At 67.3% G+C, this 20569-nt stretch carries 18 protein-coding genes; 3 read left to right on the forward strand and 15 right to left on the reverse strand.

The window, feature by feature from the left end; translation table 11 throughout:
* Window positions 1-22: 22 nt before the first annotated feature.
* The 7 genes from QFZ83_RS12470 to QFZ83_RS12500 form a co-directional block, all read right to left on the reverse strand.
* On the reverse strand, window positions 23-1966 hold the full coding sequence (locus QFZ83_RS12470; RefSeq protein ID WP_307506713.1) for a TRAP transporter large permease subunit: 1944 nt from the start codon (window positions 1964-1966) through the stop codon (window positions 23-25).
* Window positions 1963-2976, reverse strand: coding sequence for a TRAP transporter substrate-binding protein (locus tag QFZ83_RS12475; protein WP_307506715.1), 1014 nt, complete (start codon window positions 2974-2976; stop codon window positions 1963-1965). Before QFZ83_RS12475 ends, QFZ83_RS12470 begins: the two co-directional genes overlap by 4 nt.
* Window positions 2977-3048: 72 nt before the next feature.
* A complete protein-coding gene (locus QFZ83_RS12480; protein ID WP_307506717.1) occupies window positions 3049-4638 on the reverse strand; it encodes an acyl-CoA synthetase in 1590 nt (529 codons plus the stop codon).
* Window positions 4635-5804, reverse strand: a complete 1170-nt coding sequence (locus tag QFZ83_RS12485; RefSeq protein WP_307506719.1) for an acetyl-CoA acetyltransferase — start codon at window positions 5802-5804, stop codon at window positions 4635-4637. Before QFZ83_RS12485 ends, QFZ83_RS12480 begins: the two co-directional genes overlap by 4 nt.
* Window positions 5805-5816: 12 nt before the next feature.
* The gene (locus tag QFZ83_RS12490; protein WP_307506721.1) at window positions 5817-6626 is read right to left on the reverse strand and encodes an SDR family NAD(P)-dependent oxidoreductase; all 810 of its coding nucleotides are present in this window, start codon (window positions 6624-6626) and stop codon (window positions 5817-5819) included.
* A 22-nt stretch (window positions 6627-6648) separates the two neighbouring features.
* Window positions 6649-7047, reverse strand: coding sequence for a PPC domain-containing DNA-binding protein (locus QFZ83_RS12495; RefSeq protein WP_307506723.1), 399 nt, complete (start codon window positions 7045-7047; stop codon window positions 6649-6651).
* Entirely contained in the window at window positions 7040-7513 is a 474-nt protein-coding gene (locus tag QFZ83_RS12500; RefSeq protein WP_307506725.1) for a PCC domain-containing protein, read from the reverse strand. The genes QFZ83_RS12495 and QFZ83_RS12500 overlap by 8 nt, the downstream gene beginning before the upstream one ends.
* A 199-nt stretch (window positions 7514-7712) precedes the next feature.
* On the opposite strand from QFZ83_RS12500, the gene QFZ83_RS12505 reads away from it, so the two are divergent.
* Complete coding sequence (locus tag QFZ83_RS12505) at window positions 7713-8609, forward strand: LysR family transcriptional regulator (protein ID WP_307506727.1); 897 nt, start codon at window positions 7713-7715, stop codon at window positions 8607-8609.
* Between the two features lie 31 nt (window positions 8610-8640).
* Here the strand turns inward: QFZ83_RS12505 and QFZ83_RS12510 are convergent, their stop codons facing one another.
* Entirely contained in the window at window positions 8641-9846 is a 1206-nt protein-coding gene (locus QFZ83_RS12510; protein ID WP_307506729.1) for an MFS transporter, read from the reverse strand.
* Between the two features lie 91 nt (window positions 9847-9937).
* Here QFZ83_RS12510 and QFZ83_RS12515 point away from each other — a divergent pair, with 91 nt between their 5' ends.
* Window positions 9938-10717: a helix-turn-helix domain-containing protein gene (locus QFZ83_RS12515; RefSeq protein ID WP_307506731.1), complete on the forward strand. Its 780-nt coding sequence runs from the start codon at window positions 9938-9940 to the stop codon at window positions 10715-10717.
* A gap of 638 nt (window positions 10718-11355) precedes the next feature.
* Here QFZ83_RS12515 and QFZ83_RS12520 read toward each other — a convergent pair.
* From QFZ83_RS12520 to QFZ83_RS12550, 7 genes are all read right to left on the reverse strand, one after another.
* Window positions 11356-11742, reverse strand: a complete 387-nt coding sequence (locus tag QFZ83_RS12520; RefSeq protein WP_013541310.1) for a DUF4150 domain-containing protein — start codon at window positions 11740-11742, stop codon at window positions 11356-11358.
* A 59-nt stretch (window positions 11743-11801) separates the two neighbouring features.
* Window positions 11802-12515 carry a DUF3540 domain-containing protein gene (locus tag QFZ83_RS12525; protein ID WP_307506734.1) on the reverse strand — a complete coding sequence of 238 codons (714 nt, stop codon included), beginning with the start codon at window positions 12513-12515 and terminating at the stop codon, window positions 11802-11804.
* Entirely contained in the window at window positions 12512-13636 is a 1125-nt protein-coding gene (locus QFZ83_RS12530) for a pentapeptide repeat-containing protein (protein ID WP_307506737.1), read from the reverse strand. Before QFZ83_RS12530 ends, QFZ83_RS12525 begins: the two co-directional genes overlap by 4 nt.
* On the reverse strand, window positions 13633-16290 hold the full coding sequence (locus tag QFZ83_RS12535; RefSeq protein WP_307506739.1) for a DUF2169 domain-containing protein: 2658 nt from the start codon (window positions 16288-16290) through the stop codon (window positions 13633-13635). Before QFZ83_RS12535 ends, QFZ83_RS12530 begins: the two co-directional genes overlap by 4 nt.
* A 13-nt stretch (window positions 16291-16303) precedes the next feature.
* Window positions 16304-16741: a hypothetical protein gene (locus QFZ83_RS12540; RefSeq protein ID WP_307506741.1), complete on the reverse strand. Its 438-nt coding sequence runs from the start codon at window positions 16739-16741 to the stop codon at window positions 16304-16306.
* Window positions 16731-19076, reverse strand: a complete 2346-nt coding sequence (locus QFZ83_RS12545) for a type VI secretion system Vgr family protein (RefSeq protein WP_307506743.1) — start codon at window positions 19074-19076, stop codon at window positions 16731-16733. The genes QFZ83_RS12540 and QFZ83_RS12545 overlap by 11 nt, the downstream gene beginning before the upstream one ends.
* Window positions 19077-19143: 67 nt before the next feature.
* Entirely contained in the window at window positions 19144-19326 is a 183-nt protein-coding gene (locus QFZ83_RS12550) for a hypothetical protein (protein ID WP_307506745.1), read from the reverse strand.
* Window positions 19327-19419: 93 nt separating this feature from the next.
* Here QFZ83_RS12550 and tssA point away from each other — a divergent pair, with 93 nt between their 5' ends.
* Window positions 19420-20514: a type VI secretion system protein TssA gene (gene tssA / locus QFZ83_RS12555; protein WP_373424140.1), complete on the forward strand. Its 1095-nt coding sequence runs from the start codon at window positions 19420-19422 to the stop codon at window positions 20512-20514.
* Window positions 20515-20569 lie beyond the last annotated feature (55 nt).

Raw genomic sequence — 20569 nt, forward strand, 5'->3', positions numbered from 1 at the left:
GTCGCCCTGAGCGCTGCAAATTTCAGAGGAAGCCGATGGACAGCCATGGAATGGCCGCCACGGCGATGGTGCCGACCAGCAGGGCCAGCATGTAGCCGGCGATGGGCTTGATGCCGTCGTCGGGCCGTACACGCCCGATCGCGCAGGCCGCGTAATAGCCCACGCCCAGGGGCGGTGCGAACAGCCCCAGGCCCATCGACAGCACGACGACCATGGCGTAGTGCACTTCATGGATGCCCAGTTGCCGCGCGATGGGAAACAGCAGCGGCCCGAACAGCACGATGGCGGGAATGCCTTCGAGCACCGAGCCCAGCACCACGAAGATGACCAGCGACACCGCCAGAAACGTCGACGCGCCGCCCGGCATGCTGCCCATGACCTCGGCCAGCCAGCGCGAAAAGCCGGACTGCGTGAGGCCCCAGGCCATGGCCGTGGCGGTGCCGATGATCAGCAGGATCGCCCCCGACAGCGACGCCGTCGCAACCAGCATCGGCCCGAGCCGCCGCCAGTCGAACTGCCGGTACACCACAAGCCCGGCGACCACCGCGTAGACGATGCCGATGGTCGACACCTCCGTCGCCGTCGCCACGCCCTCGACCACCGCCGCGCGGATGACGAAGGGGAGCGCAAGCGCGGGCAGCGCCACCATCGCCAGCCTGGCCACCTGGCGAAACGGCGGCCGTGCGACTTGGCTCAGGTCTTCATGCCGGCTGCGGAAGTAGACGACCACGCACAGCATCAGGCCGAGGATCACGGCCGGCAGAAGGCCGCCCGTGAAGAGCGCCGCGATCGACACGCCCGTCACCGAGCCGATGGTGATGAGTACGAGGCTCGGCGGCACGGTCTCGGTCTGCGCGCCGGTGGCCGCGAGCAGCGCAACGAGCTCGCCCTCGGCCGCGCCGCGCTTCTTCATCTCGGGGAACAACGCCGGAGCGATGGCGGCCATGTCCGCCGCCTTCGAGCCCGAGATGCCAGACACCAGGTACATGGCGCCCACCAGAACGTACGAGAGCCCGCCCTTCACATGCCCGAGCAGGCTCGCGAGAAACGCGACCATCGCCTTGGCCATGCCGGTCATCTCGATGAGCAGGCCCAGGAACACGAACAGCGGCACCGCCAGCAGAATGAGGTGCGACATGCCTTCGTCCATGCGCCCGACGATCACCGGCAGGGCGGTGTCGGTGGTCAGCGCGAGGTAGCCGAAGGTGCCCAGGCCGAACGCGAAGGCGATCGGGATGCCGCACAGCACGCAGCCCAGCACCACGCCGACGAAGAACACCAGCAGGTTGAGCCGGCCCAGGTCTTCGAAGACGGCGCGCCCCAGCGCGAAGGCGGCAACGATCGTGACGACTGCGGCCAGGGCCTTGGTCGATGTCTTCCAGTCGACGTCGCGGAAGAGCCGCAGCACCGCGAACACGGCCATCAATGCCACGCCGACCGGAAGCGCCGCGGCGCGCCATGCATTGGAGATGTCCAGCGCGGGCGTGGTGATGAAGCGCTCCTCCGAGGCGTACTCCCATGCGGGCCACGCCACCATCGCCAGGAAAGCCAGCGCCGCACAGAGCGACACGGCCTCGGCAAAGCGGCGTCGCGGTTCGCGAAGGTTCGACACCAGTGCCGTCATGCGCATGTGCTCGCCGCGGCGCAGCGCCACCACCGCACCCAGCATCGCCAGCCAGATGAAGAGCATCGAAGCGAGCTCGTCCGACCAGATCAACGGCTGGTGGAAGACGAAGCGCGCCATCACGCCGGCCAGCAGGACCACCACGTCGGCCAGCACGAGAGCGCCCGCGGTCGTGTCGACCAGCGCCCCCAGCACCCGCTCGGTGCGCGACGCGAAGGAGGCCGGGTTCGCGTCGCTCGCCGCGCCGCCTTGGTGGTGCAGGCGCCCGCGGGCCCCGGCTTCGCTCGGGGTGGCGTCGCACAGTGAGTCGGCCGGCAACGCGGCCGCGCGCGGCGTGCTCATGCGAGCTTGCCCGCGCTGCGCTCCAGGAGCGCCCAGGCCTCGTCGCCGTACTTGGCCTTCCATTCGGCGTAGAAGCCGGCCTTGCGCAACTGGTCGCGGAAGGCGGCGGGGTCGGGCTGGTTCACCTGCATGCCTTTGCCCGCCAGCTCCTTCTGCAGGTTGGCATTGAGCTCTGCGACGTCGGTGCGCTCCTTCATGGCCGCGGCATTGATGTGCTTGGCCACGATGGCTTGCAGGTCGGGCGGAAGCTTCTCCCAGGCGCGCCTGTTGGCGAGGAACCAGAAGCCGTCCCACATGTGGTTGCTCATCGAGCAGAACTTCTGCACCTCATAGAGCTTGGCGGTGGAGATGATGGCGAGCGGATTTTCCTGCCCGTCGACGATCTTGGTTTGCAGCGCGGAATACACCTCGGCGAAATTGATCGAGGTGGGCGCCGCATCCAGCGCCTTGAACATCGAGGTCCACAACGGCGACACGGGCACGCGGATCTTGAAGCCCTTCAGATCCGCCGGCGTGGCGACGGCCTTGCTCGACGAGGTGATCTGGCGAAAGCCGTTGTCCCAGATCTTGTCCATGGCCACGATGTTGGCCTTGGCGATCTGCGCGCGGATGTGGCTGCCCAAATCGCCGTCCATGGCCTTCCACACGCTCGCATAGTCGGGGAATGCGAAACCCACGCCGCTGATGGAGGCCGACGGCACCAGCGTGGACAGGATCAGCCCGGACAGAGTGAAGAACTCGACGCCGCCCGAGCGCAACTGGCTCAGCACGTCGGTGTCGGAGCCCAGCTGGTTGTTCGGGAAGATCTGGATGTCGACCCGGCCAGCGGTCTCCGCGCGGATGGCGTCCGCCATCTCCTTGGCCCGGATGTTCATCGGGTGGGAGACGGGCAGGTTGTTCGCGTACTTGTAGTTGAAGACGTTCTTCTGCGCAAAAGCGTGGCGCAGCGGAAGTGCGAGGCTGGTTGCGGCGGCGGCGGTGCGCAGCACGGTGCGGCGGTTGATGGTCATTCGTTGTCTCGATGTCTTGGTTTGTTTTGAATTCAATCGTCCGGAGGAAACGGGAATGGCGGTGGGGCAGGCTCAGTTCGTGGCAACCTCCCCCATGTCTCCGCGCTCGGCCAGCAGCCGGCGGATGTCGTTCTTGGTGACCTTGCCGTAGCCCGACTTGGGCAACGACTCCCAGAAGAAGACGTGGCGCGGCCACCGGTATCTGGCGCAGCGTCCATCGAGGTGGCCGAAGATGTCCTCGGGCGTCACGCCCTCGCGGTCGCACACGAGCACCGCGACACCCACTTCGCCCCACTTGGCGTCGGGCAGCCCCAGCACCGCGGCTTCGCGCACGGCGGGGTGCGTCAGCAGGACTTCCTCGACCTCGCGCGGGTAGACGTTGGAGCCGCCCGAGATGTACATGTCCGACTCGCGGCCGGTGATATAGAGCAGCCCCTGCGCATCCATGCGCCCGAGATCGCCGGTGTGGAACCAGCCGCCGCGAAGCGCCCTGGCCGTCGCGTCGGGGTTGTTGAAGTAGCCCGCGAACACGGCCGGCCCGCGGCAGCAGATTTCTCCTATCTCGCCGGCGGGCAGGGCTCGCATCCCCTCGTCGAGGATCGCCACCTCCATGCCGGTGCGCGGCCGTCCGCAGGAGCCGATGTGCGCTGCCGGATCGTCGTCGTCGGCCGAGTGCATCGACGGCGGCAGCACCGTGATACAGCCCGTGACCTCGCCCAGGCCGAAATACTGGACCAGCACCGGCCCGAGCTTCTGGAGCGCGCGCTTCTGGTCGGCCCGGTACATCGGCGCACCGGCGTAGACCACGTAACGCAGTGAGCGGTGGTCGAATTCGTCGACCGACGGGTCTTCAACGAGCATCTTGATGATGGTGGGCACGGTGAAGACATTGCTGACCCTGTGCCGCTGCACCAGCGACCAGAAGGTGCGCGGCTCCAGCCGGTCGGACGAAGGCAGCACGGTGGCCGCGCCGCGCGCCACGTTCAGCAGCGCGTGGATGCCGGCACCGTGCGACAGCGGCGCGACGGCGATGGAGCGGTCGTTCTCGGTCGTTCCGGGTATCAGGTCGGCCAGGTGGTTCGTCACGACGAAGGCGAGCTGCCCGTGCGTGAGCACCGCGGCCTTGGGCTTGCCGGTCGTGCCCGAGGTGTAGAAGTACCACAGGGGCGTGTGCGCCTCCACGTCTGCGATGGACTTCGGTGCGTCGGCATTGGCGGCGAGCAGCGGCTCGTAGCCGTGCTCGCCCGGCCGCGCCGCACCGATGACCACGACATGGCGCAGGTGCGTGCTCGCGCCGCGCACCGCGTCCACATGTGCCGCAAAGCAGTCTTCCGCCAGCATCACCGCGGCCTCGCTGGCGCTGCCCAGGTAGGCGACCTCGGGCGGCGTGAGCCGGAAGTTGACCGGCACCCACACCGCCCCCATGCGGAACGCGGCCCAGCAGCTCTCGAACAGCGCGATGCTGTTGCGCGACTGGACGAGCAGCTTGTCCCCGGGCTGCATGCCGAGTGCACGCAGGCCTTGCACCAGCGCATCGACGCGCGCGTCGATCTCGCGCCATGTCCAGCTTCGCTCTTCGAGGATCAGTCCGGCGCGTTCGGGGAACAGCGCCGCCGTCTGCGACAGCAGCACCGACAGGTTCGCGGCCTGCGCTGCGCTCACGCCGCCTCCAGCACGCTGAGGTAGTTGGCGACGGCCGCGCCGCCCATGTTGAACACGGCACCGGGCTTGCCCGTGCCAACCTGCATGTCTCCGGCCAGGCCGGTCAGCTGCATGGCGGCCATCACGTGCTGGGAGACGCCCGTCGCGCCGATCGGGTGGCCGCGCGACTTGAGGCCACCCGACGGGTTGACCGGCAGCCGCCCGTCCTTGCGGGTGACGCCGTCGAGGATGGCACGCGCGCCCTGGCCATGCGGTGCCAGCCCCATCGCCTCGTACTCCAGCAGCTCGGCGATGGTGAAGCAGTCGTGCGTCTCCACGAAGCCGAGGTCATCGAGCCTGAGCTGCGCCGCCGTCAGCCCGCGGTTCCAGGCCAGCGCCGCGCCCTCGAAGCGCGTCGGGTCGCGCCGCGACAGGGGCAGGTATTCGTTCACCTGCGTGTGCGAACGCCAGCGCACCGCCGGCACCGTGGCCGAAGCGGCCGGCACCGCCGAGATGACCAGCGCCGCGGCGCCGTCCGAAACCAGCGAGCAGTCCGAACGCTTGAGCGGTCCCGCGACGAAAGGGTTCTTCTCGGAAGGATGGCGGCAGAAATCGAATCCGAGGTCGCGCCGCATGTGCGCAAAGGGGTTGTGCATGCCGTTGGCATGGTTCTTCGCGGCGATGGCCGCGAGCGCATCGCTCTGGTCGCCGAAGCGTTCGAAGTAGCCGCCCGCGATCTTGCCGAACACGCCCGCGAAGCCCGAGGGCGTGTCGCCTTCCTCCTTCACGTAGGAGCAGCGCAGCAGCGTCTGCGCGACGACCGGGCCCGGCACTGCGTTCATGATCTCGAAACCCACGACCAGCGCGTGGCGCACGCGGCCGCTGCTCACGGCGTCGAGCGCGGCCCAGATCGCCGCCGAACCGGTGGCGCAGGCGTTTTCCAGGCGCACGGCCGGCACATGGCGCAGCGCCGGTATCGCCATCGCCACCAGCGAGGCGCTGAAATCCTGCGGCAGGAAGCCGCCGTTGAAGTGGCCGACGAAGATGCCGTCGATGTCTTCTGCGCCGAGGCCCGCGGTCCGCAGCGCGGGCTCGACCGCGTCGCGGATCAGCTGTTCGCTGTCGGCCGCGTCGAGCTTGCCGAAGGGCGTGTGGCCCCAGCCGATGATGTAGTTTTGCGTGCTCATGGTCGTTGTTCCTCAGGCGTGGGCCGCTTGCGCTGTGGGCAAGCCCCGGCGCAGCGTCGGCAGGCCGACGCCGGTGGCCTCGAAGCCGCCATCCACTGCGATCACCTGGCCGTTGATGAAGCTGGCCGCGTCGCTGCACAGAAAGCCGACGGTGTTGGCCATTTCCTCGACGCTGCCGTAGCGTCCGAGCGGAATCGCGTCGTGGTAGTCGGAGCGGATCGCCACGCTGTGGACCAGCTTGGCCATCTCGGTCTCCACCGGTCCGGGCGCGATGACATTCACGCGAACGCCCGCGTTGCCGAGCTCGACCGCATACTGCTTCGTGAGATGAATGAGCGCTGCCTTGCTGGTGCCGTAGGCCACCCGCAGCGTGCTGGCGCGCAAGCCCGAGATCGAGGCCACGTTCACCACGGCGCCGCCGCCGGCCCGTGCCATCGACGCGCCGAAGGCCTGCGTGCACAGGAATGCGCCGTCCAGGTTGGTGCCCAGCACCTTGCGCCAGTCCGCGAAGGTGGTCTCCGAGATGCGCTTGAACACCGCCACGCCGGCGTTGTTGACCAGCGCATCGACGCGGCCATAGCGCGCAGCGACCGTCCGTGCGGCGGCATCGACCTGCACCGCGTCGGATACGTCGCAGTGGACGCCGAGCACGCGATCGGGCAGGGCGAGTTCGCGCGCCGCGGCGTCCAGCGTGGCGTGGTCGTTGTCGAGCAGCGCGATCCGGTAGCCGTGGGCGAGGAACCACTGTCCGATCGCTAGGCCGATGCCGCGTGCGCCTCCGGTGACGACGGCGACGCGGGAGGAAGAAGAGTTGTCTGTCATGGTTTTCTTGGGGGTTGCGGAATCAGGAAACATCGAAAGGCAGCCACTCCTCGAGCGTGATCTCGAAGGTGACGCACACGGCATTGGCGCCGGCCACGAACGGGCCGCCATAGACCTGGCCGTTCGCGTCGGCGACCACGCCCGTGAGGGCCGCGCGCAGCGTGCCGTCGGGCTGGCGGCGCACCTCGCCGGCCAGGCTCACGACCTCGACGGCGGGGCCGCGAATGACCTGGCACGAGCCGTCGGGCCGCTCCAGGCAGGCATCGATCAGGCTGCCGAGCGCGCCGCGCACGAAAGCGTTGCCGAAGCCTTGTGCGACGCAGAGCTTCTCGACGCTGCGCATCAGGTCTTCGTTGGGGCCGATGCGGGCGTAAGCCACCCGGCCCATGCGGCCGCGTTCGATCAGGCGCACATCAGACATGGGTCGCCTCGCGCGCTTGGGGGTGCATCAAGGGCATGCGGGTTTCCTCGTCGTACGACACGCGCAGCTCGAAGCTGTCCAGCGCGGTCACCACCGCCGTGACCGGAATGCAACCGACCACCGTGCGCTCGGTCAGGATGTGTCCGCCGCGCACGCGCCCGTCGGCCTGGCAGAACGCGCCGTGGCAATGAACGATCGGGCTGCCGGCAGCCGACCGGCCCAGCGTGGCGTTGCCGAAGATCAGGCGCGCACCGCGCAGGGTCTCGGGCGCCCCGTAGGTGGCGAGCACACGGCCGGTGGGATCGGGCAGCGCCATGCAGAAGCTCAGCTGCTCGAGTTCGCCGTCGATGAGCGTCATCGATGCGCTGGCCACGTCGTGCGTGGTCAGCAGCTGCACGAGGGCTTCGTGCAACGTGCGCCCCGCAGGCAACGCAAGGCGAAAGTGCCGGCTTTGGTCGGCATGCATGTGTGCGATCCGCACAGGCCTGTAGGGGCCAGGGTGAACCACGGTCCGTGCTCGTGGCAGGGCCGTCGCTTTCTCTGTCATTTCTTTGTCTCCTTGGCCCGCGGCAGGGGTAACGCCGGCGCCTTGGAGCAAAGTCTAGGATCGGACATCCATAGCAACAAATCTACAATTCAGATCGATCAATACAGGATTCAGATCGATGGAAATTCGTCACCTTCGCTGTCTAGTCGCTGTCGCCGAAGAACTTCACTTCGGCAGGGCCGCGCAACGCCTGCATCTTTCGCAACCGCCGGTGAGCCTCGCGATCAAGGAACTGGAAGAAGAACTGGGCGTGGCGCTGTTCGAGCGCACGTCGCGCCGGATTGCCATCACGCGCGCAGGCGAGGAGGCGCTACACGACGCACGCGCCGTGCTCGCGGGAATGGAAACCATGCGCCGCCGCGCGCAGGACGGCGCCTCCGGGGTCATGGGTTCGATCGCGGTCGGCTTCATCAGCCTGCCGGCCTACTCGTTCCTTCCGCCGACGCTGCTGCGCTTCAACGAGGCCTACCCGAGGGCCAGCGTGGCGCTGCGCGAAGGCATCACCGAGCAGATCATCGCGGACGTGGAGGCGGGCCATCTCGACGTCGGCATGGTGCTGCAGCCGGCCGACATGCCAGAGACGCTCGGCTCGCGGCTGGTGCAGAAAGACACGCTCATCCTCGCGCTGCCCGAGGCGCACCCGCTGGCCGGTACGGGTCCGGTGGCGCTGGAGAAGTTCTCGAGCGAACGCTTCCTGGGCTTCGAACGCCACATCGGCCCGCAGATGTTCGATGCCATCGTCGCGACCTGCATGCGGCGCGGCTTCAGCCCGCTGATGTTTCCGGCGCGCCAGATGAACACCATCGTGAGCCTTGTGTCGGGCGGCGTCGGCGTCGCCCTGGTGCCCGCTTGCGTGAAGGCGCTGCACCGCGAAGGGGTGGTCTACCGGTCGTTGAAGGGCGAGAAGACCTACGTGGACACACTGGTGGTCTGGCGCAAGTCGGACGAGTCGCCATTGGTCAAAGCCTTGCTTGCATTGCTGCCGGACAAGGCGGGGCGTGCGAGGGGCAGGTGAACGTTCGAGGCAGCGCAGGCCTGCCGCGGTGTCACTGCGCGCTGCCCAGGCTGCCGCTCGCGCCTGCCATCTGCACAACAGCTTGCGCCGCCCGGTTTCGCAGCCGCAGCGCCAGCCCTGTCGCCGCGGCGAGCACGCACAGCACTGCGCTGAACGTGACGCCCAGCCCGCGTGCGTCCGACAGCATGCCCAAGAGCGGTGATACCAGTCCGCCCACCGACAGCGCCAGTCCCAGCGTGATGCCGCTCGCGGTGGCCGGGTTGCGCGGCAGATAGTCTTGCGCCAGCGTTACCTGCGCGGCGAACGGCAGGAACATGCTCATGCCCAGCAGGGCCGTGCAGCCCAGCGCCCAACCGGCCGAAGGCGCGAGCACGAGGCCTGCCAGCGAGGGCAGGGCGAACAGGTAGCCCGCCCGGATGGTGCCGATGCGCCCGATGCGATCGCCGAGCCAGCCGCCCAGGAGCACCCCCGCAGCGCCCGAAGCGGTGAAGCCCGTGAGGGCCGCCGCCCCCTGGAAGCCGGTGCCGTGCAAGTCGCGCGTGATGCGCAGCGACAGCATCGAAAGCACGGTGACGTAAGGAATCGACCAGCAGACGATGGTCGCCACCAGCCAGCCGAACGCGCGCCAGTCGTTATGCGGCTTGAGCAGTGCAGCACCGGCGTTGCCCGCAGAGCCGGACGCGGCGCCCGACGCACTGCCGCGCCCGGCGTTTGACAGCAGCCACACGGCCCCCATCGCCAGCGCTGGCAGGCCCAGCAGGTAGCTGTGCGCAAGGCCTGCGCCGCCCACCACGGCGGCTGCCAGCATGGGCGCGAACGAGGCGCCGATGGTGCCGCCCACCGAGAACACGCTCATCGCCTTCTGCGAAGCGCCGCCAGCCGCGCGCGCAGCCACCGTGGCCGGCGGGTGATACGCCGCGATGCCGAGCCCGCACAGCGCGATGGCGATCCAAGTCAGCAGGTAGCTGTGGCTCAGGCCCGCCAGCACCACGCCCAGTGCCGCCACGAGGAAGCCCGTGGGCACCAGCCAGCTGCGCGGATGGCGGTCGGCGTAGAGGCCGACCAGCGGCTGCACCACGCTCGAGAGGCCGGTCGCGGCGAGCATCAGCCCGCTCACGGCGGTGTAGCTGTAGCCGCGCTCCAGCACCATGAAAGGCAGCAGCGCCGGCACCAGGCCCTGGTAGAGGTCGTTGACGGCATGGGTGCCCGTGAGCAGCCCGAGTCGACGCTTGTTCATTCGATCGCTTTCCGTAAGTCATTAGAAAAAAGCCATCGTAAAAATCGGCGCGCAGATGTTCTTGCTACGAATCAGCATCTATCGTCGAGAAATGGACAATCTCAATCTACGGCCGGAAGAGGGCGAGTCGACGCCGCGCGAGGTGGCGGTGCTCGCGACCGACCCGGCGGGCAATGCCTTCATTCCATCGCACACCCATCGGCGCGGGCAGCTCATCCACGCCATTTCAGGCGTGATGCTCGTAAGCGCGGCGGCCGGCAGCTGGGTGGTGCCACCCGGGCGTGGCGTGTGGGTGCCGGCAGGCATGGCACATCAGATCCGCATGGCGGGCGAAGTGCAGATGCGCACCGTGTTCGTGGAGCCCGGAACGCGGGCAGACCTCGGCGACGGGTGCCGGGTGATCCGGGTCGGCGCGCTGTTGCGGGAGCTGATCGTCGCCGCCGCGTCGCTGCCGCGGGCCTACGCGCCGGGCGGACGCGACGAGCGGGTGATGGAGCTGATCCTCGACGAGATCGAGAGCGCGCAGGCCCTCTCGCTTCACGTGCCCATGCCGCGCCATGCGCGGTTGGCGGCACTGTGCGAAGCGTTGGTGCGCGACCCGTCGTCGCCCGCCTCGCTGGACGGCTGGGCGCTGCAACTGCACATGAACAGCCGCACGCTGGCGCGACTGTTCCAGCGAGAGACCGGCATGAACTTCGGCGCCTGGTGCCGGCAGGCACGGCTGCTGCTCAGCCTGCCGAAGCTGGCGGCGGGCGCATCGATCCTGGAGGTCGCCCTCGCGCATGGCTACGAGAGCCCGAGCGCGTTCACAGCGATGTTCCGCCGAACGCTGGGCGTGGCGCCGAGCCAGTACCTGCACCAGGAGGGCTGAGGCTGACCTGGCGCTGCTTTCGTATCCGCCCTGAGCGATGGTGCCGTTCGGATGGCAATGCAGGTACTTCGCACGCGAGCCGACGCGACTCTGTGAGTTCGCACTTCAAGAGGCGCCCGCGCAGGGGCGGACACTGCACACATGTCGGGTGATTGGCCAACCAGCCCCGCTGATAAAAGGCTGATGCCCGGCAAACCCCAGAGTCGAAAGCAGCGCACTTGCAACGCCAGCGGAATGGATCCGGTGAGCTGAGCTTGATAAAGGTGCTGTGACCTTTTGCAGGACACCGTCCACTCGGCCGCGACTTTCTGGACAGCTGTTTGGGGATCGTGCTTCAGCTTGCGCTCCGCATCGCGAGAGCGCCGGATGACATGCAGACGCGTCCAAGTCTCCTCAGGAGGAAAATATATCTGCCACTTTTCGATGTGTCAGCGTCCGTTGGGATGGGCCGAGCTGGGCTTGATGCGATCAAAAATTTAGCATGAGTTTGGAACCGGGCTCAGTCGCTGATGCTGACGGTATTCCTGACGGTATGAGAGAAACGGTGTGCTCCCCAAGGCTTTATCCATGCGACTTTTCCCAGCCAATTGACGATCGAGTGGGAATGATCCGCCGCACACAGCCGGTCGGCCAGCATCTCAAGCTGCCAACACCAGCACCTTGAACTGACTCGGCACGATTCGCATGCCGATGATGTTGCAGCGGTTCTGCACGGCAAGGCTGGTCATGCGGGTGCAGGGCGTGCCCTTCAGCAGCACGGTGAACGCGCCGGTGATGTGGCGTGAGGGGCCCATCACCGTCTGCGACACCACGCCCATCAGCACGCCCGCGTTGTCGCCGTTGGTGATCGGCGTGATGGTGGCCATGTTGTGCGCGGGCGTGCCGCCGTAGAGGATGTTCCAGGCGTTGGGAATGGCCGTTGGCCCGAGCGCGAAGTTGGGGTAGGGGATGGGAAGTGCGGGCGGCGTCTTGCAGACATCCGGAAAGGCGAGATCCACGCCCATCATCTGTGCATTGGCAAACATGGCAAAGGCTCCTTGATCGCGTCGTTGGTGGTCAGAGGCAGCGGGGGCGGAGGCAGGGGTCAGCCCATGTGGATCTGTTCGGCATCGACCTTGACCAGCGCCTTGCTGGTGACCAAGGTGTTCTTCGCGTGCAGGCGCAGTGTTTCGCTTGCCTGCATGTCGATCTGGCCCGCGCGCACCTGCTCGACCTCCTCGGTCAGGCGAAAGCTCGAACGCGTGAGCACGCTCAGCCGGTCGAGCACGGTCTCCAGCGTGCGGCCCACGAAGCGCGCGACCAGCGTGGTCACGCGCACTTCGGCGCCGCGGTAGTCCATGTCTGCGATATCCAGACGCGCCTTCTGCGCCTGCAGCGTCAGCGTGGGCGCATCCAGTGCGATGCGCCCCTGGCGCGAGCTGATGGTGAGGTCGCCGTCCGTGACGATGCGCGACTGGCTCGCATCCGCCTGCGTGACGACCGCGATCAGGTAGAGCTGGTCGCGGTGCGGGCCGGCCACCAGCACGGTGTCGCCCGGGCTGGGCTGCAGCAGGCAGCTTGCGGCGCGAGGACAGTGCCAGCGTTCGCCGCCGTCCTGCGGTGCGACGAGAAAGCCGCCGCCGTCGGCCAGCGCTTGAACCACCGTGCCGAGCGCGCTGCCCGTCCATGGCGAAACGGCTGTCGCGGAGGAGGGCAGCGGCTTGCGCAGCAGCGCCTGCATGTCAAGGGAGGGCGTGTCGTCGCCGGCTGCAACGCCGACGATGGCCCGGGCGGACTCGCGAATGGCACGGTGGGTCATGGGGCGATGTCTTTCGGGTCGGGCGGCAAGGGCCGCCCGAAGGTGTCGCGGCCCGCACGGTGCGGCCGGCTCGCGCGGGCGGCCGAGAAGCGCTCGGCCTCGAACAACGCGGGATCGCTGTCGAGCACGCCGAGGCGGTCGCTCCAGCGCGCGCCGTCTTCGATGGCGCGGTGCAATTGCGTGCGCTGGAAGGTGGCGCCGCGCATGTCGGCACCGCGCAGGTCGGCATACGAGAAGTCCGCGTAGACCAGCTGGCTGCGCGCGAACGAAGTGCGATCGCAGCGCGCGCGGTGGAACACGCATTGCACGAGCTGTGCGTCCGAAAGGTCCGCATCGGCCAGCAGCGCATCGACCCAGATGCTCTGCGCGAAGTGCCCGCCGCGGCAGTCGGCACCGCGCAGGTCCGCCTCCGGAAAAAGGCATTGGGGCGCATGCACGCCCGCGAGCACCGCGCGTTCCAGCTTCGCGCCCTTGAAGTTGCATTGCGTGAGCCGCGCGCCCTTGAAGTTGCAGCCCGCGAGGTCCGCGTCGATGAACTGGCAGAGATGGAACTGCTGCGCCGAAAAATCCTGCGCTGCCAGATCGGCCTCGCTGAAGATCACGTTGTGAAAGCTCGCGGCCTTGAAGCTCGCGCCGCGCAGCCCGGCGCGGTAGTAGACGGTGGTGTCGAGCCGCACGTCGTCGAAGTGCGCCCCGTCGAGCGTCGATTCGCCGAACACGGTCTTGGTGAGGTCGGCGCGGTCGAAGCGCGCCGCATCCAGCGTGCTCTTGTGGAAGGCCGCGAGGTCCAGGCGTGCCGTCGCGAAGTCGGCGCCCTGCAAGGTCGATTCGCTGAAGGCCGCGCGCGTCATCGTCGCGCCCCGCAGGCTTGCCTGCGAGAGGCTGCACTTGTGGAAGGCCGCGCGCTGCAGGTCGGCGGCGTCGAGCCGCGCACCGTCGAAGCGGCAGGTGTCGAACATCGACTCGGCCAGTTGCGTGCCTTCGAGGCTCGCCTGCGAGAAATCGCATTCGCCGAAGGTGCCGCCGCGCAGGTCGAGGTGATCGAGGCGCATGCCCTTGAAATCCTGGCCCTTGATGAACTCGCCGCCGCGAACCTTCTGTGCCAACGCATCCGGCGTCATCGCGCCGGTTCCGCCGCATGCCGCGGGACGGTCTTGGCCTGTTCGATGTAGGCGCCGCGGGTTTCGGTGACGGTGTCGATCAGCGCTTGCGACACGTCGGCGCGAAAGAGATTGGCGTCGCGCAGGTCGACGCCGGCGAGCGTCGCTTTCTGGAGGCTTGCGTTCATGAGGTTGGCGCCGCGCAGCGACGCATGGGTCAGGTCGGCGCGGATGAACAGGCTCTCCGGCGCATCGACAAGGCTCAGGTCCGCGCCCACGAGGCTGCAGCCCGAGAGGTCGCAGGTGTCCAGCGTGGCGCGGCTCAGGCGCGCACCGTCGAGCACCATGTCGCGCAGGCTGCACTGCAGGAGCGTTGCGTCCTGGAAGTCGACGGTGCGCAGGCTGCTGGTGCCGACGAAGCAGGTGGTCTTGAGCGTGGCCGCGGCGAAGGTGATGCCGTGGTCGCCGACGGTGTGAACCCAGGCGCATGCCTCGAGATGCGCCTGCGGAAAATCCAGGCGCTCGACCACGGAGGAGATCAGACCGAACTTGTGCAGGCGCGCCGCGCGAAAGCTGCAGTCGATCAGCCGGCTCTGCTCGAGCAGCGTCACGTAGTCGAAGTGCGCGCGGTCGAAGCGGCAGTTCTGGAAGTGCATGCCGAAGAGGTTCAGGTGCGCGATGCGCGCATCCGAGAAGTCGCAGTCGTCGAAGCGGGTTTTCTCGATCGTGGTTTCATCGAACTGCGCGCGCGCGAACGAGGTGTGCGCGCAATGCGCAAGGCTCAGGTTGGCGCCGCGCAGCACGCAGCCGGCTAGCGACGCACCTGCCAGCCGCGCGCGGACCAGCACGGCTTCGGTGGCGTCGGCATCGTCGAGCCTTGCGCCGCACAGGTCCGCACTCTCGAGCAGCGTGCGGTGCAGGCGGGCGCAGCGCAGGTCCATGTGCGAAAGGTCGGCGCCTGTCAGGTCCATGCCGGAGAGATCGCGGGTGGTGGACATGAGCGCCTGTACGCGCGCCCGTGCTTCACCGGCGCGTTCGACGGTCATGGCATCGGCCGCGGACTGGTGCTGCGCGCCGAGCCGGTACATGTCGATCAGGCCGCGACGGCCGCTCTCGGCGGTCTTCGCAAGATCGGCCTCCTGGGCCGGTGACATGGGCGCGGTGCGCGTGGCCGGGGCGATGCCCCGCATGCCCTGCATCAGCGCCCTGGCATCGAACGTGGGCGGACCTTTGGCCTGGCCGCCGTTCGCATCGGCCACGAGCGCGCGGCTGTCGAAACCCACCTTGCGCGATTCCACCGCATTGGCCTCGGCCATCTGCGCGAGTTCGCGACGCGCGGCGTCGAGTTTCTGTTGCTGTTCGCGCTCGTAGACCTTGGTGCGCTGGATGAACTCGGGCAGCTCGTTCAGCGTCGGCATCTTCGTGAAGGGCTCGGGCGATGCGCGCTCCTTGAAATGGCGCGGCTTGTGGCCGAGGTCGAGCGCCTGCTGCGTGAGGTCTTGCCGCAATGCGTTGCCGCGCACGCGCATGTTGCGCACGAGCACGGACTCTTCCTCTTCCATCTGGTCGACCCACAGGCCGATGGCTTCGGCAGGCAGCAGCTCGTCGTCGCGGAACATGTAGAGGCCGCCGGTCTCGGGATCGCAGCGGCGCTGCAGGATCGCGAAGTAATGTTCGAGTGGCCGCGCGGTTTCGGCGGCGGACTCGATCGCGGGCATCACGTGGGTGATGTCCGCCGCGTCGTCCTCGGAGATGGCGGTTTCGCCATGCCAGATCAGCGCGACCTGCGCCAGGTGCGGAAAGAACCACGCCGTGGTGAGCCGCAGCGCCACCTCTTCGAAGCGCTCGGGCTCGGCCTGGCCCGAGGCGCCCTTGCGTGCGATGAAGGCGCGCGCGCGCCAGTCAGGCAAGCGGCCGCGCTGTACCGGCAGGGTGGGGTGCATGTTCCACACCTCATAGGGCGTGCCGCCCGGAATGCGGTCGTGGTCCGGCCAGCGCTGCTCGGGCGATGCGGCGTTGAAGAGGCGCCAGTCCATGTCCTCCGAAAAGCCGGGGAAAAGGTTCTCGCGCCAGTGCGCGTCGTAGTGCTTGCCGATCAGGCGCATGCGGCTGGGCCAGCTCACGTCCATCGCGCCGAAGCACGCGGGCTCCGGCTGCCGCGAGGGGCGGTCGATGCGGCGCTGCGGATGCTCGACATTGGGCAGGCGCTGCACCAGCAGGCCGTTCACCAGTTCGGGCGCATGGCCGATGCCCAGCGGGTTGTCGGCGAAGGCGGGGCCGCCGAAGGCACGGGTCCAGTCCAGGCGCATCGATTCGAAAGGCTGCGGCGCGGTCGCCCGGCCATCGAGCCAGAAGCGGTCGCCGAACACCACAAGCTGCCGGCTCAGCGCGCCGACGTTCAGCGCGACGGCGCAGGCGGTTTTTTCCTTCTGGTGATGCGTGTACGCATGGCCGGTCGCAAGGAATTCGGCGCATGCCTTGGGCATGCCGAGATCGAGCACCCCCGTGGGACCCAGTTCGTTGGAGACCGTCTTCCAGAACTCGGGCTCGGGCAGCAGCACGGGCGTTTCGTCCATGGCGACCATGCCCATGCAAGTCACGCCCAGCCGCTGGTGGCCGGCGCGCAGGAAAGGGCGCGTGATGATGCTCAGGCGCAGGGGTTTGACGGTCTTCACGGCGAGGCTCGCATCAACCCGCGGCGCGCGCGATTTCGAGCGGCGTGCGCGTGCGGTCGATGGCCAGGCTGGACGCATCGTGAGGGTCGCGCAGCAGGTGCACCCGCGTGCCCGCAATGCAGAACTGCGGCAGCAGGGCTTCGTCGACCAGTGTGCGCACGACGGCCGGGTTCGAGCCGCCCGCGCCGTCGAACACCTTCAGCGACATCTCGACCGCCAGCACCGTTTGTCCCTGCGAGCCGCCGCGCGTGAGTTGGTGCGCCGAGCGCTTGACCGATTCGACGATGGCTTCCGCCGGAACGCCGTGCTGCGCGAGGCGCTTCCAGGTCTTCTCTTCGGCCGAATAGATGCGGTTCTCGCGCGAGGCGACGATCGCCACCGACACGGCCGTCACAATCACCGCGCTCATCACGACGGCGAAGACGATCCAGAGCAGCGTTTCAAACCACAAGGGTCAGCACCTTGAACTTCGCGGCCAGGCCGCCGGTGGCGATGAGCATGCCCTTGTTCGCAATGGCCAGGCCCTTGGCGCTGACTTCGAGCGGCTTGTTCTTCAGCGAGAAGACGGCCGTGTCGATCTTCACGGTCGCGATCTGCGCATTGAGCCCGGCGTAGTACTGCAGGCGCGCGCCCCACACGTCGAACGACATGCCCACCAGGCTGATGCGAAGGCCCACCCCGCCCGCGCGGAACAGCCGCCAGTCGCTGCTCTTGGCGTAGTTGTTGATGTAGGTGGCGGAGTTGTTGGTGTAGTTGACGGTCAGGTTGTTGTAGGTGGTCGACGTCGTGTTGTAGGTCGTTGTGTTGATGACGTGCTGCGTCGTGTTGTGGATGTGGTTCGTGGTGTTGAAGGTCACGTCCGGCGAGGTGTGCACCGTCGGGCCGGTGACCGTGGTGGTCGAGGGGCCGTTGACCAGCACCGTGTTCGAGGTGTTGATCGTGTCGTTGCGGCCCGCGCTCACGAAGCGGATTTCCTGTCCGTCGATGGTGCCGTTGAAGCCGCCGGTGATGGCGAGCTTGACGCCGCCGGTGATGGTGTCGTTCAGCCCGCCGCTGAGCATGCGCGTCTTGCCGCCGGAGATCGTCTGGTTCACGCCGCCGCTGATGGTCTCGCCGAAGCCTCCCGCCACGTCGCGGGTGTCGCCGCCGGTGATGGTTTCCTTCGCACCCGCGGTGATGTCGCGCGTCTCGCCGCTCTGGTAGGTGGCCGACTCATGACCCTTGATCAGCGTGGTGCGGGTGCCGCCGGTGGTGTGGGTCTCGTCGGCTTCGACCTCCACGTCGAGGTTGCGCTCGGCGTGCAGCAGGATCTGTTCGGCGCCCGTGCGGTCTTCGAAGCGCAGCATGTTGGCCTGGTTGGCCGCGCCGCCGGTGCTCGAGCGCGTGAGGATGCCGCTGGCCGTGGCGTTGGCGGGAAGTTCCCATGGCGGCATCTGGTCGCTGTTGTAGACGCGGCCGGTGATGATGGGGCGATCGGGTTCGCCACCGATGAAATCGACGATCACTTCCTGGCCCACGCGCGGCATGTGCATCGTGCCGTAGTTGGCGCCGGCCCAGTTGCTCGACACGCGCACCCAGCAGGAGCTGTTCTCGTCGGACTGGCCGTATCGGTCCCAGCGGAACTGCAGCTTCACGCGGCCGAAGCGGTCGGTCCAGATTTCCTCGGGGCCGACGACGGTGGCGGTCTGCGGGCCGTTGGTGCGCGGCTTGGGCGTCCTGCGCGCGGGGCGGTAGGCGACGGTGGAGGGCAGCACGGTGAAGTCGAACTCGCACACCGATTCCGCGCTGCCGCCGCTCGAATACTCGGGTTCCTGCAGGTCGTAGCGGGTCTCGGTGACGAGGTACTCGCGGTTGTCGGATTCGCGCGGGCAGTGCGTCATCTGGAACAGGTAGCCCGGCGCCATGCCCAGGACGTTGGTGTGTCCCGACGCCAGTTCGTGCGCGCACTGCAGCTCCTGCAGGCGGACCTTCGCGTAGGCATCGCCTTGCCCGTGCTCGCTGTAGCCGCCGAGCCATTCGTAGACTTCGTAGGTCGAATGCTCGTGGCCCTTCGGGTCCTGCTGCACGCTTTGCAGCGAGGCGCGTGACTTCTTGAAATCGAAGTCGTCGAGCATCACGCGGCCCGAGGTGATCTGCTCGGAAATGCGCCACCGGTCGATGCACGGCTCCATCGCGTTGACGACGCGGTCGCGCGGACGGTAGGGAATGCTCGCGTAGCCCGGCAGCCTGGCGTAGCCGCCGGTGTCATCGGCCAGCACCAGAAGGTGCGCGCCGTTGCTGTGCTCGAAATGATAGGCGATGCCTTCGTGCTCCATGAGGCGGCTCACGAAGGCGAAGTCGCTCTCCTGGTACTGCACGCAATATTCCCACGGGCGGTAGTTGCCGGTAAGTCGCTTCTCGAACTGAAAGCCGTACTTGCCCAGCACATCGTCGAGTACCTCGGGCACGCTCTTGTTCTGGAAGATGCGGCAGTCGGTGGTGCGCGTGAGGTACCAGAGCCAGGGCTGCACCAGCGCGCGGTAGATGTAGTGGCGGCCGGTTTCGTTGGCGCGGCCCACGAGCTCGAAGCGCACCACGGTGCCGTTGAGAAAACGCGGTGCGCCGCCGTCCTGCAGTTCGATGGTGAGCGATGTGCCCAGCAGCGTCTTCAGGTCGAGGCTGAAGCTCGTGCTGACCATGTCCACCTCGAACTCGAACAGTCGCGAGAGGCCTTCGTGCCCACGCATGGCGCGAAATTTGAGGTGCTCTGCACCGAGTGCGGTGTGAACCTGAACGGTACGCGTCATTCGGAATTTCCCTGACCCCTTGGAGCTTGTTGCGGTTGCAAGCCTTCGGAGGCAGTCTAGAAATTCGTTATGTCATATGCATGACGTGGGCGTGCTGCGCCCTATGGAAATGCAAAGCGCGAACACCTCGCGGCAACGCCGCATCGAGGTCACGCGCGGCTTCATGGAACTCGGCCGTGCGCATTCGCGTGCGGTCGTTGTAGGTCTTCGGTGTGAAGTCAAAAAGAGGTTGTAATTCTTTGGAATTCATCACGCCGAGTTGCATTCAGTTGCGGTTGACCATGCCTTCTGTTCCCCTCAAGATAACAAGTGTTGACGATGGTTAATCACAAGGGGGGGCCGGTTGTTGCCGAGTGAGATCGATTTGTTGCAGTCGCCTGTCGAAGGCCCGCTTCCATGCGGCGAGGATCTGGAGTACGACCCCGATTTCATGGCGTTGCAACAGGCGACGACGGGCAAGCGGGAGCAACAGTTCGGCGCCACGATCATTCCGGCAGAGCCTCCCGACTGGGCCCGCGTGGAACGCATCGCCAAGCAGTTGTGCGAACGCACGCGCGACCTGCGGGTGCTGGTTCCGCTGACCCTGGCATGGACCGAGACGCGTGGCCTCCCCGGCTACGTCGATGGCCTTCGGCTGGTCGACTTTGTGCTGCAGAACTTCTGGGATGAAGTGCATCCGCGCGTCATCGCCGATGGTTTCGAAGACCCGTTGCCGCGCATGAATGCGTTGGCTGCGCTGGCAGAAACCGAAGGGCTCGGGCGCAGCGTGCGAGATGCACGCCTGCTCGACGACGGTGGTTCGTCGGTGAGCCTGCGGCGGGTCGAGGCCCTGCTCGATTCGAGCAAGGCCGATCAGATCGACTATCCCGGCGGCATCGGCCGCTTGCGTGAAGCGGCGCGCCGCGCGCATGAGAAAGCAACGCCCGCGGTGGTTGCCTTGCGCGCCGCGCTGGAGCTGCTGCAGCGCATTCGCGAGACTTCCGAACGCGCACTGGGACAAAGCTGGGCGCCTGATTTCTCCCGGCTCGAACGCTCGCTTCGCACCGTGATCCAGTTGCTGCCAGAGCAGGCGCAGCCCGATCCGGCACCGAGCCTTCCGAGGGAGAACGACATGAATCCACAAGGGACTGCGCAGTCTGTTTCGAGCGCGCAGTCCTCGATCTCGGCGGCTGCAAGTGGCGGCGCAGGCCTACGCGCACCCGGTATTAAAGAGATTGAAATATCGAGCCGTGATGATGTGCGAGTGCTGTTGGAGAAGGCTTGCGAGTACCTGGAGCGCACGGAGCCCAGTCACCCTGCGCCCATGCTGATACGGCGAGCGCAAAGACTCATGGACCTCAACTTCTTCCAGATCATCGAAGAGCTTGTGCCCGAGGGATTGCAGAAGATCGAGGGACTTGCCGGACGGCCGTTGAACGGCGGTGCCGCGCCTGAATAGGCGGCCATCGCAGTCGATGCCGAAGGCTTGCGCCGCCAGGACAGACAGTCGGGTC

This window comes from Variovorax sp. W1I1, assembly GCF_030815625.1.
Classification (GTDB): domain Bacteria; phylum Pseudomonadota; class Gammaproteobacteria; order Burkholderiales; family Burkholderiaceae_C; genus Variovorax; species Variovorax paradoxus_C.

Excerpts from the sequence above, each read along its gene's own strand:
- QFZ83_RS12530 (WP_307506737.1), bottom strand. The coding sequence starts at position 13,636 with ATGACGCCGGATGCGTTGGCACAGAAGGTTCGCGGCGGCGAGTTCATC.
- QFZ83_RS12490 (WP_307506721.1), bottom strand. The coding sequence starts at position 6,626 with ATGACAGACAACTCTTCTTCCTCCCGCGTCGCCGTCGTCACCGGAGGC.
- QFZ83_RS12505 (WP_307506727.1), top strand. The coding sequence starts at position 7,713 with ATGGAAATTCGTCACCTTCGCTGTCTAGTCGCTGTCGCCGAAGAACTT.
- QFZ83_RS12545 (WP_307506743.1), bottom strand. The coding sequence starts at position 19,076 with ATGACGCGTACCGTTCAGGTTCACACCGCACTCGGTGCAGAGCACCTC.
- QFZ83_RS12515 (WP_307506731.1), top strand. The coding sequence starts at position 9,938 with ATGGACAATCTCAATCTACGGCCGGAAGAGGGCGAGTCGACGCCGCGC.
- QFZ83_RS12475 (WP_307506715.1), bottom strand. The coding sequence starts at position 2,976 with ATGACCATCAACCGCCGCACCGTGCTGCGCACCGCCGCCGCCGCAACC.
- QFZ83_RS12485 (WP_307506719.1), bottom strand. The coding sequence starts at position 5,804 with ATGAGCACGCAAAACTACATCATCGGCTGGGGCCACACGCCCTTCGGC.
- QFZ83_RS12500 (WP_307506725.1), bottom strand. The coding sequence starts at position 7,513 with ATGCATGCCGACCAAAGCCGGCACTTTCGCCTTGCGTTGCCTGCGGGG.
- QFZ83_RS12525 (WP_307506734.1), bottom strand. The coding sequence starts at position 12,515 with ATGACCCACCGTGCCATTCGCGAGTCCGCCCGGGCCATCGTCGGCGTT.
- QFZ83_RS12495 (WP_307506723.1), bottom strand. The coding sequence starts at position 7,047 with ATGTCTGATGTGCGCCTGATCGAACGCGGCCGCATGGGCCGGGTGGCT.
- QFZ83_RS12470 (WP_307506713.1), bottom strand. The coding sequence starts at position 1,966 with ATGAGCACGCCGCGCGCGGCCGCGTTGCCGGCCGACTCACTGTGCGAC.
- QFZ83_RS12510 (WP_307506729.1), bottom strand. The coding sequence starts at position 9,846 with ATGAACAAGCGTCGACTCGGGCTGCTCACGGGCACCCATGCCGTCAAC.
- QFZ83_RS12550 (WP_307506745.1), bottom strand. The coding sequence starts at position 19,326 with ATGAATTCCAAAGAATTACAACCTCTTTTTGACTTCACACCGAAGACC.
- QFZ83_RS12520 (WP_013541310.1), bottom strand. The coding sequence starts at position 11,742 with ATGTTTGCCAATGCACAGATGATGGGCGTGGATCTCGCCTTTCCGGAT.